The sequence below is a fragment of the Paraburkholderia steynii genome (genome assembly GCF_900100565.1).
GTDB classification, from domain to species: Bacteria; Pseudomonadota; Gammaproteobacteria; order Burkholderiales; family Burkholderiaceae; genus Paraburkholderia; species Paraburkholderia terrae.
Map to the genome: position 1 here is coordinate 1 of NZ_FNDI01000068.1, position 12,788 is coordinate 12,788.

General features: G+C 65.1%; 11 protein-coding genes. 3 read left to right on the forward strand and 8 right to left on the reverse strand.

All coding sequences use genetic code 11. The features are described 5' to 3' along the window. Positions 1–631 precede the first annotated feature (631 nt). From BLT65_RS45885 to BLT65_RS45895, 3 genes are read left to right on the forward strand one after another with little or no spacing between them, the layout of a single operon-like run. Positions 632–1,348: a TetR/AcrR family transcriptional regulator gene (locus tag BLT65_RS45885; RefSeq protein ID WP_007583486.1), complete on the forward strand. Its 717-nt coding sequence runs from the start codon at positions 632–634 to the stop codon at positions 1,346–1,348. 2 nt (positions 1,349–1,350) lie between these two features. Beyond that, positions 1,351–1,935, forward strand: coding sequence for an LOG family protein (locus tag BLT65_RS45890; protein WP_091790668.1), 585 nt, complete (start codon positions 1,351–1,353; stop codon positions 1,933–1,935). Between the two features lie 41 nt (positions 1,936–1,976). Further along, positions 1,977–2,723 carry an SDR family oxidoreductase gene (locus BLT65_RS45895; RefSeq protein WP_091790669.1) on the forward strand — a complete coding sequence of 249 codons (747 nt, stop codon included), beginning with the start codon at positions 1,977–1,979 and terminating at the stop codon, positions 2,721–2,723. 6 nt (positions 2,724–2,729) lie between these two features. Here BLT65_RS45895 and BLT65_RS45900 read toward each other — a convergent pair whose 3' ends face one another. The 8 genes from BLT65_RS45900 to BLT65_RS45935 form a co-directional block, all read right to left on the reverse strand. After that, a complete protein-coding gene (locus BLT65_RS45900; protein WP_091790670.1) occupies positions 2,730–3,365 on the reverse strand; it encodes a DUF924 family protein in 636 nt (211 codons plus the stop codon). Continuing rightward, positions 3,362–4,093 (reverse strand): alanyl-tRNA editing protein, encoded by a 732-nt coding sequence (locus BLT65_RS45905; RefSeq protein ID WP_091790671.1) that lies wholly within the window; start codon positions 4,091–4,093, stop codon positions 3,362–3,364. Before BLT65_RS45905 ends, BLT65_RS45900 begins: the two co-directional genes overlap by 4 nt. A 160-nt stretch (positions 4,094–4,253) precedes the next feature. Further along, positions 4,254–4,664, reverse strand: coding sequence for a group II truncated hemoglobin (locus tag BLT65_RS45910; protein ID WP_091790672.1), 411 nt, complete (start codon positions 4,662–4,664; stop codon positions 4,254–4,256). 61 nt (positions 4,665–4,725) lie between these two features. Next, on the reverse strand, positions 4,726–7,227 hold the full coding sequence (locus BLT65_RS45915) for an ABC transporter permease (protein ID WP_091790674.1): 2,502 nt from the start codon (positions 7,225–7,227) through the stop codon (positions 4,726–4,728). A 128-nt stretch (positions 7,228–7,355) separates the two neighbouring features. Further along, entirely contained in the window at positions 7,356–7,967 is a 612-nt protein-coding gene (locus BLT65_RS45920; protein ID WP_042316197.1) for a DUF4126 domain-containing protein, read from the reverse strand. A gap of 254 nt (positions 7,968–8,221) precedes the next feature. After that, entirely contained in the window at positions 8,222–8,542 is a 321-nt protein-coding gene (sugE, locus tag BLT65_RS45925; protein ID WP_042316177.1) for a quaternary ammonium compound efflux SMR transporter SugE, read from the reverse strand. Between the two features lie 160 nt (positions 8,543–8,702). Next, entirely contained in the window at positions 8,703–9,401 is a 699-nt protein-coding gene (gene kdpE / locus BLT65_RS45930; RefSeq protein WP_042316180.1) for a two-component system response regulator KdpE, read from the reverse strand. Next, complete coding sequence (locus BLT65_RS45935; RefSeq protein ID WP_091790673.1) at positions 9,398–12,259, reverse strand: DUF4118 domain-containing protein; 2,862 nt, start codon at positions 12,257–12,259, stop codon at positions 9,398–9,400. Before BLT65_RS45935 ends, kdpE begins: the two co-directional genes overlap by 4 nt. Positions 12,260–12,788 lie beyond the last annotated feature (529 nt).

A 12,788-nucleotide genomic window follows, 5' to 3' on the forward strand; every position in this document is an offset into this window, starting at 1 on the left:
CGATAGCGCACGCGCTCCACCCTGTCAGAGCGCCGAGCTATACGCCGCCACAACCTACACACAGTTTGCCACCTGGGCGGCACATACCATTCGCTGCCACTAACACGTGTACGGGTGTGTGAAGCGGGTGAGGCGTTCGTTCAAAGCGTTGGCAACGAACGTGGGTCACGTGATTGCCGTGTGAGGCGTAAGACCCTGTGGGGGCCCTCAGGCAAGAAGAAATGTTGGCGGTGTTAGCCGCTTTCTTTTGCCTACTTTTCTTTGCGGCGGCAAAGAAAAGTAGGTGCCGCCCCGCACAGGGGCGACGCTTGAAGCGGGCTAACGCATCGCGGATGCCAGCGAAAACCCAAACACACCAAACCGCGATGCTTGAAGGAAAAAGGCAAATCGCGGATGCCAGCGCAAAACCAAACCCACAGAGACGACGCATGAAGCACGAAGGCAAGGCGCGAATGCCAGCGAAAGGCCAAAACACCCACCAACCCGGCCCGCGCAGCAAAAACCCCAAACCCAACCCAGCGTCGCAGACAGAACCAAATCCCATCGAACGGTCGGTTTATAATCGTAAAGACAGCCTGCACAAACCCCAAAACCCCAGCCCGGGCAGCGCAGCAAGCCCGCCAAGGACGATATGGAAGCCAAACCTCCCCGCCGCACGCGCGAACGGATTCTCGAGCTATCGTTGAAGCTCTTCAACGAGATCGGCGAGCCGAACGTCACGACGACGACGATCGCCGAGGAAATGGAAATCAGTCCAGGCAACCTGTACTACCACTTCCGCAACAAAGACGACATCATCAACAGCATCTTCAGCCAGTTCGAGCAGGAGATCGAAAAGCGTCTGCGTTTCCCGGACGACCATCGCGCAACCATCGACGAAATGTGGTCGTATCTGCAGTACATGGTCGACTTCACGTGGCGCTATCGCTTCCTGTATCGCGACCTCAACGATCTGCTCGCACGCAACCGCACGCTCGAAACACACTTCAAGCAGATCATCAGCCACAAGGTGCGCTTCGCGAGCCAGTTCTGCGAGCAGCTCGTGGCCGACAACGAAATGGTCGCGACGCCCGACGAGCTCAAAGTCATCGCAACCAACATCGGCGTGATCGCGACCTACTGGCTGTCGTATCAGTTCGTCATGAATCCGCGCAAGTACAACGAACAGGAAGCGATCCAGGCCGAACTGCATCAGGTCAGCGTGCAGATCGTGTCGCTGATGGCGCCGTATCTGCGTGGACGCTCGCGCGAACTGTTCGACGATCTGGTGTCGGGCAAGCATCCGCAGCGCGAGTTCTACGACTATCTGCCGCCGCGCGAACCTCGCAACGAATCGAAGGACCGGTAACGATGAAGGCAGTCTGTGTCTATTGCGGCTCCTCCAACGGAGTCAAACCGCTATACCGCGAGGCCGCGAAGGCGTTCGGACGCGCGCTCGTCGCGGCGAACCTCTCGCTCGTCTACGGCGGCGGCAAGGTCGGCCTGATGGGCGTGATCGCCGACGAAGTGATGGCCGCGGGCGGCCGCGCGATTGGCGTGATCCCCGAACTACTGGTCAACAAGGAAGTCGGCCATAACGGCCTGTCGGAACTGCACGTTGTGCCCGACATGCATCAGCGCAAGAAGATGATGGCCGATCTCTCCGACGCGTTCGTCGCGATGCCGGGCGGCGCAGGCACGCTCGAAGAACTGTTCGAGGTCTACACGTGGGCGCAGCTTGGCTATCATCAGAAGGCCGTGGCCGTGCTGAACATCGACGGCTTCTACGATCCGCTGATCGCGATGCTCGAACACACGGTGCAGGAAGGCTTCATGCGCCAGACGTACTTCGACATCCTGCAGGTTGACAGCGATCCCGCCGCCCTGATCCAGAAGCTGCAACGCTATCAGCCGCCCGCAAGCGACAAGTGGGCGGACAACCGCGAGCGCGTGTGACGCACGTTGAGCGCTTTCCTGCTTCATAACGAGAGGCCAGCATGACGAAAGTGGTTCTGATCACGGGCGCGAGCCGCGGCATCGGTCGCTCGACGGCCCGCATGCTCGGCGCGCACGGCTGGTCGGTCGGCGTGAACTACGCGACCAATGAAGCAGCCGCCAAACAGACAGCCGCCGAAGTCGGGCGCGCAGGCGGCCACGCGCGCCTGATCGCGGGCGACGTCGCCGACGAAGCGCAAGTCATCGCGATGTTCGATGCCGTGGAGCATGCGTTTGGCCGCATCGACGCGCTCGTCAACAACGCCGGCATCGTCGCGCCTTCGATGCCGCTCGCCGACATGGACGCCACGCGCCTGAAGCGCATGTTCGACGTCAACGTGTACGGCGCGTATCTGTGCGCGCGAGAGGCGGCGCGGCGCATGTCGAAGGATCGTGGCGGACATGGCGGCGTGATCGTGAATGTGTCATCGGCGGCGTCGCGGCTTGGCTCGCCGAACGAATACGTCGATTACGCCGGCTCGAAAGGCGCTATCGATACGATGACGATCGGCCTCGCGAAAGAACTCGGCCCGCAGGGCATCCGCGTGAACGCGGTGCGCCCCGGACTGATCGACACCGACATCCACGCGAGCGGCGGCCGTCCCGACCGCGCCGCGGTGCTCGGCGTGCAAACGCCGCTCGGCCGTCCGGGAACGGCCGACGAAGTCGCTGAAGCGATCGTCTGGTTGGTGAGCGATGCGTCGTCGTATGTGAACGGCGCGCTGCTCGACGTCAGCGCGGGCCGCTGAGCAAAACTAAAACGACGACCCCGGCTCACGCAAAAACGCAATCTCTTCATCGCTCGATGGACGCCCGAGCAACGCATTGCGATGCGGAAAGCGCCCGAAGCGCTCGACGATTTGTGCATGCCGCACAGCCGAGCGCGCATACGAAGGGTCCAGCCCTTGCGCTTCGAGCAGCGTATAAAGACGCACGCCTTCACGCTGCCCTTCCACCGTCTCATCGTGCTCGAACGGAATGTACGCGAACGCGCGGTGATAAACGGTCGGCAGCAACACATCGCTGCCCTCTTCGATCATGCGGCGCGTGATACTCATCGCCTGCGCGTCGCCGTCATACATGCGCGCCGTTCGCCGATGACAATTCCGCGTGAACTGGTCAAGCACGATCACGAGCGCCAGCGAGCCGAGCGGCGTCGCGAGCCATGCATTGAGTTCATGCGCGAGCGCCGCTTCGATCGACGCACCGAAACGCTCGCGCAGCATCGCGTCGAACGCGTCGCTGCGCTTGAACCAGCGCTTCTGGTCCTTGCCGTATTCGTCCGAACCCGGCGCGCCGAACCAGCAATCGAGCACGTCGCGCGCGGCCGGATCGAGTGCCGCATAGTCTGCGTCCGGCGAGTACGCCGCCGCGTCGAACCGCACGCTCATGCGAACTCCAGCACGAGCCGCCGCGTGCGCGCGCTTTTCTTTTCCAGCTTCGCGACGCGCAGCGCGCCGATCTCTCCCGTGTTGTGTACATGCGTGCCGCCGCACGGCTGCAGATCGACGCCTTCGATGCGCAGCAGCCGCACGCGCCCGAGGCCCATCGGCGGCTTCACGCTCATCGTGCGGACCAGTTCGGGGCGCGCCGCCATTTCATCGTCGGTGATCCATTGCGTCGCAACGGCATGCGCGCCGCCCACCAGTTCCGCGAGCCGCGTTTCGACGAGTTCGCGTTCGATCGGCTCGACGGTCGCGAAGTCGAGGCGCGCGTAGTCGGACGTGATGCTGCAGCCATCGACGGGATACGGCAGCACCGCGCACATCAGGTGGCTCGCCGTGTGCAGGCGCATGTGCCGGTAGCGGCGCGTCCAGTCGATCTGCGCCGTCACGTTTTGCCCAACGGCAAGCTGCGCGAGCAGCGCTTCCTGGCCGGGCGCGGGAACGTGGACGGCGTCGTCGGGCGTCGCGCCTTCGAACTTCGCCTTGCGTGTGTCGGCGATCTCGATACGCGTGCCGTCGGCGAGCGTCAACGCGCCCGCGTCACCTGCCTGGCCGCCGCCGAGGGGATAGAAAACGGTTTGATCGAGATGGATGCCCTGCTCGTCGAGCGCGGTGATGGTCGCGTCGCAGTGGGTCAGATAGGCGTCGTCGCGAAACAGCGCGCGCGTCGTCATGGGGAGTCTCCTTTGTGCTTTGTCGTGCCAGCGGACATTATGCCGATGCCGCCAACGCCCGCCGCGTTCAGATCGAAGCGCTCCCGACCGAACTGTACCGGTCACTCTGGCACGACGCTTTTACGACACGCAACACTTAGGCGCGCTGACGGCCAGCGCGTCAGCCCGGATGGTTGCGCATCCAGTCGGCCGTATCGAAGAACGAATGCAGCAGGCGTTCACGCAGCGGCTCGGGCAGGCCCACGTCTTCCATCGCCCACGCCATGCAGCGCAGCCACTGATCGCGTTCCACCGATGCAATCTGGAACGGCAGATGCCGCGCGCGCAGACGCGGATGGCCGAAGCGGCTGATGTAATGATCGGGGCCGCCGAGCCAGCCGCACAGGAACCAGAACAGCTTGTCGCGCGAGCCGTCGAGCGTCGGCGGATGCAGCTTGCGGATATCGGCGAAGTCGGCTTCGAGGTCCATCAGGTCGTAGAAACGGTCGACGATTTCGCGCACGCGCGCTTCGCCGCCCACCAGTTCGAAGGCTGTCGGCTGCGACGGCGCTTCGTCAATCGGATCAGTCATACGGGCAACTACACAGTCAAAGGAATTTCAGGGAGGCGGACGCTGCTACACACGTCAAGCATCACGCATCGCGCAGCGATTGCAGCGCGGGCCGCATCAGCACGTGCCGCAGGCTGAGCCACCCGCCAACGGCCGAGCAGACGACGCCCGCCGCAATGCCCGCGGGCAGGAGCCACGGGTTGAAGTTGATCGAAAAGTCGAATACGCGCGACGCGAGCACGAAGCCGATCAGCTGCGAGCCGATCGCCGCCATCAACCCCGACAACGCACCGACTACGACGAACTCCGCGACCTGCACCGCGCGCACCTGCGCGTGCGACGCGCCGAGCGCGCGCAGCAGCGCGGATTCTCGCATACGCTCGTCGCGCGTGCCCGCGAGCGCGGCGTACAGCACCAGCACGCCCGCGAACAGCGTGAAGCCGAACAGGAACTGCACGGCGCCGATCACCTGGCCAATCACGCGCTGCACCTGCGCGAGAATCGGCGCGGTATCGATCGCGGTGAGGTTCGGATATTGACCGATCAGCCCGTCGATCACCGCGCGCTGTCCAGGCGGCACATGAAAGCTCGTGATGAAGGTCGCCGGGTAGTCCTTCAGCGCGGCAGGCGGCATCACGACGAAGAAGTTGACCTTGAACGAGCCCCAGTCGAGCTTGCGCACGCTCGTCACGGGCGCGTCGACCTGCAGGCCCGTCACGTCGAAGCGCAGCTTGTCGCCGACCTTCACCTTGAGAATCTTCGCGAGGCCCTGCTCGATAGAAATCTGCGGTGTCGTGGCGTTGCCGTACCAGTCGCCCGATACGATCCGGTTGTCGTCCGGCAACTGCGTCGTGTACGACAGGTTGAACTCGCGATCCACCAACCGTCGCGCATCCTCGCTCTTGAAGTCGTCGGGATTGACGGGCTTGTCGTTGATCGCGATCAGCCGGCCGCGCACCATCGGCGCAAGCTCGACGCCGGGAAAACCGTGCGCCGACAGATAGTTCGTGACGAGATCGCGCTGGTCGGGCTGGATGTCGATGATGAATTCGTTCGGCGCGTCGGGCGGCGTCGAACGCTGCCAGCCTTCGATCAGATCGTTGCGCGTCATCGCGATCAGCAGCAGGCACATCAGGCCGATCGCGAGCGCGGTGATCTGCAGCGCGCTCGAATTCGAGCGGCGCTCCAGCGACGCCAGCGCATAGCGCCAGCCAATGCCGATATGAAAGCGCTCGCTACGCACGATGCGCGCCGCGCCCCACAACGCGAGACGCGCGACCAGTGCGAACAGCAGCAGCCCGCCCGCGAAGCCGCCCGCGACGATCCCGCCGATCTTCAGTTCGCCCGCGGCGAGAATCAGCAGCCCCGCGAACAGCACGATGCCGAGCGCGTATGCGGCCCACGCGGTGCGCCCTTCTTCGCCCCACTCGCGACGCAGCACGCGCACGGGCGGCACATGCGTCAACGGCAACAGCGGCGGCAGCGCGAAACCGACCAGCAGCACGAGACCGGCGGCGATGCCTTCGAGCGCGGGCCAGACAGTCGGATAAGGCAACGACACGTCGATCAGGCTGCCAAGCCACCAGAAGAGCGCGAGATGACCGCCGAAGCCAAGCACTACGCCCGCCACGCCGCCGACCAGACCGAGTCCCGCGAATTCGAACAGGAACAGCGCACGCAAGGTTCGCTGGCTTGCGCCGAGGCAGCGCATCGCCGCGCAGCTGTCCAGATGCCGCCGCATGTACCGATGCGCGGCCATCGCGATCGCGACGGCGGCAAGCAGCGCCGTCAGCAGCGACACGAGCGTGAGGAAGTGGCTCGCGCGGTCGAGCGTCTGGCGCACCTGCGGCTGGCCGTCCTGCAGCGACTCCAGCGCGTAGCCGCGCATCTTGCCGTTGTCGACGCGCTCATGCGCCCACTTCGCAAACGACGCGACCGGCTCGTCGCCGCCCGCCACCAGCAGCCGGTAGGTGACGCGGCTGCCGTAGCCCGTCAGTCCCGTCGACGCGAGATCGTCGGCACGCATCATCAGGCGTGGCGAGAAATTGACGAACGCGAAGCCGCGATCCAGCTCGCGCGTGATCAAGGCGCCGATCGTGAAATCGCGACCGCCCACCTTCACCTTGTCGCCGATGCGCGCTTTCAGCGCGTCCAACATCTGCTGATCGACCCACACCTCGCCGGGCGGCGGGATGCCGCGCACTTCGCGATCGGGCGCGCCCGCCGTGAGCGAGAGTTTCAGCTCGCCGCGCAGCGGATAGCCCGCCGACACCGCTTTCACCGCCGCGAGCCGCGAGACCGGCTTTGACCCAGGCGTGGAAGCCGTCGAATTGACCATGCTGGGGAAAATCGCCGTCGTCGCCGTGTCCAGGCCGAGCGCGTTGGCTTTGTCGGCGAATTGCGGATCGACGGGATGGTCGGAGCGGACGATGAAATCGGCGGCGATCATGCGCCGAGCATCGCGCTCGAGACCTTGATGCAACCGGTCGGCCAGAAAGCCGACGCTGGACAGCGCGGCGACGGCCAGCACGAGCGCGAGCAGCAGCATCGTCAGTTCGCCCGCGCGCCAGTCACGCGCCGTCATGCGCAGCGACTGATGCAGCAGATGGCCCAGCGACAGCCGGTGCGCAGGCGCGCGCCGCTCATGGCGGTCGCGAGGGGATTCAGGCGGAAGCTCGGGCGGAGCCTCGGTGGTGACGCGTTCGGCTTCGCTCAATCGTGACGGCTCCGCGCGAATCGCGACACCATATGCGTCGCCATGCCGCGAAAGCCGCCCTGCACGCCGCGCCACAGACGCGGCAGCGCCCAGCTAGCGAGCACGAGGAAGCCGACCAGCAGTACAAGAAAGAGCACGGGGACGAACAGCGCGAGCAGCAGCCCGCCGAATACGAGCCCATCCTCAGCCGTCGACGTGACGACATTGGACACTGGCTCCGGCGACAGATTGATCAGCGCCCGCGTGCCCGCCTTCGTCAGATGAGACGCGCCGGCGAGCGTGCCGCCTGCCAGCGCAGCGACCGTCATCAGCGCCGGATCGGCGTGGCCGAGCGCGCCGACGGCCAGCATGGCGCCCGCGGGAATGCGGATGAACGTGTGAACGGCATCCCACAGCGAATCGAACGCGGGAATCTTGTCGGCGAGAAATTCGGCGAGCGTCAGGACGGCCGCCGCGCCGATCACCCACGGCGACTGCAGCACGGACAGCGTATCGGGAAGATGGATGAAACCGGCGCGCCCGAACACGCCCGCAATCAGGACGGTCAGATAAAGGCGCAAGCCGCTGCCCCAGGAGAGGCCCGCTGCAAGCGAAAGAGGTTCAAGCATGGCCGCCTCCGAGGCGCGCATAGCGAGCCGTCAGTTCCGGCGGCTGTGCCATGGAACGGTGGGAAGCGCCAGTGGCTCCGCCCGCCGAAGCCGCCGGACCCGCGCATCAAGGCCGCGCGGAGCAATTTCAGGGTGATTTCCGTCTCATTATAGCCACGTCAATCCGCCGACCGCACGGCCGCGCGGCGGTTTGTAGCGTGATTGCGGCAATTTCCAGACGAATGGCGCGCTTTGACGAGCCGGCGGACGTCCAGTCAGTGCCCCGACGAGAGCTTCAACCCAATCAGCCCGACGACGATCAGCACCGCGCTGCCGACGCGCGCCGCCGTCACCGCCTCGCCCATCATCACGATGCCGAAAATGAACGCGCCGACCGCGCCGATGCCCGTCCAGACCGCGTAGGCGGTACCAAGCGGCAACTGGCGCATCGCCATTGCAAGCAGCACGAAGCTGCCAAGCGCCGTCACGATGGTGAAGACGGACGGCCAGAAGCGGGTAAAACCTTCGGAGGTCTTGAGACCGGCAGCCCATGCGACTTCCAGCAAACCGGCGACAAACAGAAGAATCCAGGACATGAGACGAACTCCCGATGAAGATGGGGCCGTCCCCGTTGAAAGCGGATGCAGCAAGGTCGTCCTTGCCGTACGTCATCATATCAAAACGGATGAATTTCTACCGCCCTCTCATACCTGATCCGATATAACGCGACGCCATGCCGCGCCCTGTCACGGTGAATCAGGCGACGCCGACCAGCCGGTAGCCGACGCCCGTCTCGGTGACGATATGCTCGGGCTGCGCCGGATCGCGTTCCAGCTTCTGCCGCAGATGCGCCATGTAGATGCGCAGATAGTGATGGCTTTCCACATGTGACGGCCCCCACACGTCGCGCAGCAACTGCCGGTGCGTGAGCACGCGGCCTGCGTGGCGCACGAGCGTCGCGAGCAGCCGGTATTCGAGCGGCGTCAGATGGACGGGCTCGCCGTCGCGCGACACCTGGCGCAGCGCCAGATCGACGGTTACACCGCCGAAATGCACCTGCGGCGTCTCGTTGGCACCGCCCTGGTTGCGCCGGCGCATATGCGCGCGAATCCGCGCGAGCAGCTCGGACACGCCGAACGGCTTGGTCAGATAGTCGTCGGCGCCCGCGTCGAGCGCGGCCACCTTCTCGCTCTCCTGCGTGCGCGCCGACAGCACGATCACGGGCAGCTCGCTCCAGCCGCGCAGTTCGCGGATCACGTCGAGGCCATCGGTATCGGGCAGGCCGAGATCGACGATCACGAGATCGGGCTTGCGTGTCGCGGCTTCGATCAGCCCCTGCTTGCCCGTGGGCGCGTCGTACACGACCATGCCCTCGCCTTCCAGCGATGCCCGCACGAAGCGGCGAATCTGTTGTTCGTCTTCGATCAGTACGACAGTGATGCTCAGGTCGCTCATGAGTGGGTATTCGGATGCGTGTCGGCTTGTTGTCGATGAGGCGGATCGGTGTCCGGGTCTGCGTGCGCTTCGGTGTCCGGTTCACCCGCTGCGTCGTCGTCGAGGACGTCGGGCACGGGCGGCGGCGTTTCGATGGGCAGCGTGAACCAGAAGCGCGCGCCTTCGATGCGGCCATCGGCGGCGACGCGGTTGGCCGCGCCGATTCTACCGCCATGCGCCTCGGCGATCGCGCGGCAGATCGCAAGGCCGAGGCCGATGCCCGGCTTTGCCGATTCCTTCTCGCCGCGCGTGAACTTCTCGAAGATGCGCGCTTCCATGCCGGGCGGCAAGCCCGGCCCCGTGTCGTCGACGGTCACGCGCACGAACGGTTTGCCGTTCTCGTCGATGCGCTGCGCGCCGATTGTCAGCGGCGTGTCGGGTGGCACGTACTTCGCCGCGTTCTCGAACAGGTTCGCGAAGAGCCGTTCGAGCAGCACGGCATCGAGTTGCAGCAACGGCAGATCGGCGGGCAGCGATACCTGCACGGGATGACGCGCGAGCGTGCGCCGGCAGTCGCGCAGCGCCGAGCCCACCGTCTCTTCAAGCAGCGACCATTGCCGGTTCAGCTTCAGACTGCCCGCCTGCAGGCGCGCCATATCGAGCAGATTCGTGACGATGCCCGTCATGCGCAGCGCTTCTTCGTGAATCGCGTCGACGAGTTCGCCCTGCGCCGCGTTGCTAGCGTCGCGCGGCTGACCGGCGAGCATCGAAGAAAAGCCGACGATCGCCGTGAGCGGCGTGCGCAGATCGTGCGAAATCGCGGACAGCAGCGAGTTGCGCAGCCGCTCGGACTCCATATTCACGAGCGCATCGCGCGCGATATCGACGTAATGCACGCGCTCCAGCGCGAGCGCGATTTGCGCAGCGAACGCGTCGAGCATGCGCTGCTGCTCGGGCACGTCGAGTTCGTGCTCGTCCTGCATCGCGACGGCCAGCACGCCGCGCGTGCGCATCGGCGCGCGCAGCGGCAAATAGAGCGCCTTCGCGGCGGGCAGCGTGTCGGTGCCGTGGCCCGCGGGCTTCTGCTGGTCGTACACCCACTGACCGACATCGACGTCGAGCGAGGCAGCCTCGAGCATGATGGCCTCGTCGGGATCATCGACTTTCTGCTTCACCTGATCTGCGCTATCGGGCAACAACATCGCGACGCGCGCGCGGAACACCTCGCTCACATGACGGCTGCCGATGCCGACGATCTGCTCCGTGGTCAGCGCCGCCGCCAGTTCGCGCGCCATGGCGTACATGGCGCCCGTGCGTTGCTCGCGTCTGCGCGCGACGCTCGCCTCATGTCGCAGGCTCGACGTCAGATGGCCGATTACCAGTGACGTCAGCAGCATGCCGAGGAAGGTCAGCAGGTATTGCGTATCCGACACCGACAACGACATGCGCGGCGGCACGAAGAAGAAGTCGAACGCGGCGACGGAGAGGAACGACAGCATCACGCCCGGCCCGCGTCCCAACTTCACGGCCGTGAAGATCACGCCGAGCAGATACAGCATCACGAGGTTCGCAAGATCGATGCGGTCGATCAACTGGCTCGCAATCAGCGTCACGCCCGCGCAGATCGCAACTGCCCACGCGTAATTGCGCGGCGGCGAACGGCGGTCGCGCGCGGCGATCAACGCGTCGCGCCACGCTCGCCCTTCTTCGTCGGCGCGGCGCTCGCGGGTCGTCCCTGCTTCGTCGTTGCTTGCGCGGATCAGCGTGAGATCGAGGTCGCTTGCGCGTTCCGCGAGGCGCTCGCCGAACGGGCGGCGTAACCACCGCACGAGGCCGGTGGCGGACGAGCCGCCCGCTATCAGCTTCGACACGTTGCGCACCCGCGCATAGCCGATCAAGGTCGAGACGGCGTCGGCGCCCGCGAGCGTTCCCGTTTCCGCGCCGAGTTCGGCGGCGAGTTTGAGCGCGTCGAGCGTGCGTTCGCGGCGTGCGTCGGAGAGCCGTTGCAGCTTGGGTGTTTCGACGTAGACGGCGATCCAGTCCGCCTTCAGGCTTGCCGCGAGACGCGCGGCGGCGCGCACCAGCAGCGGCGCCTCGGGGCCGGGCCCGACGCACACGAGGAGCCGTTCGCGCGCCTGCCAGATGCGCTGGATCGAACGGTCGGCGCGGTACTCGCGCATTTGCGCATCGACGCGATCGGCCGTGCGGCGCAGCGCCAGTTCGCGCAACGCGATCAGATTGCCCTTGCGGAAGAAGTTTCGCACGGCGCGCTCGGCCTGTTGCGGCATGTAGACCTTGCCGTCGCGCAGGCGGTCGAGCAGTTCTTCCGCGGGCAGGTCGACAAGCGTCACTTCGTCGGCGCGATCGAAGACGCGGTCGGGGACTGTCTCCCATACGCGGATGCCGGTGATCTGGCCGACTACGTCGTTGAGGCTTTCGAGGTGCTGGACGTTGACGGTCGTGTAGACGTCGATGCCGGCATCGAGTAGTTCGTAGACGTCTTGCCAGCGTTTGGCGTGGCGGGCGCCCTGGACGTTTGAGTGGGCGAGTTCGTCAACGAGGATCAGCTGCGGTTTGCGTTCGAGCGCGGCATCGAGGTCGAATTCGCCTAGCAGGCGGCCGCGGTATTCGATGCGGGCGAGCGGCAGGACGTCGAGGTCTTTGAGCAGCGCTGCTGTTTCATTGCGACCGTGGGTTTCCGCTATTCCTACGACTACGTCGATGTTTTCTTCTTTTCGGCGACGTGCTGCTTGCAGCATTGCATAGGTCTTGCCGACGCCGGCTGATGCGCCGAAAAAGATCTTCAGCTTGCCGCGCTGGCGTTTTTCTTCTTCGCGCTGGAGTTTGTCGAGTAGCTCGTCGGGGTCGGGGCGGGACATGGTGTTGGGTTTGGGGTTTTTGCACTTCCGTGCGGGTATGGTGACATGGTTTTTTTATGTCTGCGACGCTGAGGTGGTTTGCGCTTTGCGCGGGCGGTCTGGTTTTTTGGGGCTTTCGCTGGCATCCGCGATTTGCCTTCGTGCTTCGTGCATCGCCGTTCGGTGTGTTTAGCTTTTCGCTGGCATCCGCGATGCGTTAGCTTGCTTCATGCGTCGCCCCTGTGCGGGGCGGCACCTACTTTTCTTTGCCGCCGCAAAGAAAAGTAGGCAAAAGAAAGCGGCTAACACCGCCAGTTCTTGTTCCTGCCTGAGGGCCCCCGAAGGTTCTTACGCTTCACGCGGCAACGCACCAGTCCGCGCTCGTTGCTAACGCTCTCCCTGTACGCCTCACCCGCTTCATGCACCCGCGTCACAGCACACCTTGCCAGATAGTCCACCGCCGCCCAGGTGGCAAACTGTGTGTCGGCCCCTTGTGCTCCACACGCATCACTTCGGACCGATAGCGCACGCGCTCCACCCTGTCAGAGCG

Bases quoted from the DNA above. Each gene is read 5' to 3' on its own strand.
- BLT65_RS45885 (WP_007583486.1), top strand. From the start codon at position 632: ATGGAAGCCAAACCTCCCCGCCGCACGCGCGAACGGATTCTCGAGCTA.
- BLT65_RS45890 (WP_091790668.1), top strand. From the start codon at position 1,351: ATGAAGGCAGTCTGTGTCTATTGCGGCTCCTCCAACGGAGTCAAACCG.
- BLT65_RS45895 (WP_091790669.1), top strand. From the start codon at position 1,977: ATGACGAAAGTGGTTCTGATCACGGGCGCGAGCCGCGGCATCGGTCGC.
- BLT65_RS45900 (WP_091790670.1), bottom strand. From the start codon at position 3,365: ATGAGCGTGCGGTTCGACGCGGCGGCGTACTCGCCGGACGCAGACTAT.
- BLT65_RS45905 (WP_091790671.1), bottom strand. From the start codon at position 4,093: ATGACGACGCGCGCGCTGTTTCGCGACGACGCCTATCTGACCCACTGC.
- BLT65_RS45910 (WP_091790672.1), bottom strand. From the start codon at position 4,664: ATGACTGATCCGATTGACGAAGCGCCGTCGCAGCCGACAGCCTTCGAA.
- BLT65_RS45915 (WP_091790674.1), bottom strand. From the start codon at position 7,227: ATGACGGCGCGTGACTGGCGCGCGGGCGAACTGACGATGCTGCTGCTC.
- BLT65_RS45920 (WP_042316197.1), bottom strand. From the start codon at position 7,967: ATGCTTGAACCTCTTTCGCTTGCAGCGGGCCTCTCCTGGGGCAGCGGC.
- sugE (WP_042316177.1), bottom strand. From the start codon at position 8,542: ATGTCCTGGATTCTTCTGTTTGTCGCCGGTTTGCTGGAAGTCGCATGG.
- kdpE (WP_042316180.1), bottom strand. From the start codon at position 9,401: ATGAGCGACCTGAGCATCACTGTCGTACTGATCGAAGACGAACAACAG.
- BLT65_RS45935 (WP_091790673.1), bottom strand. From the start codon at position 12,259: ATGTCCCGCCCCGACCCCGACGAGCTACTCGACAAACTCCAGCGCGAA.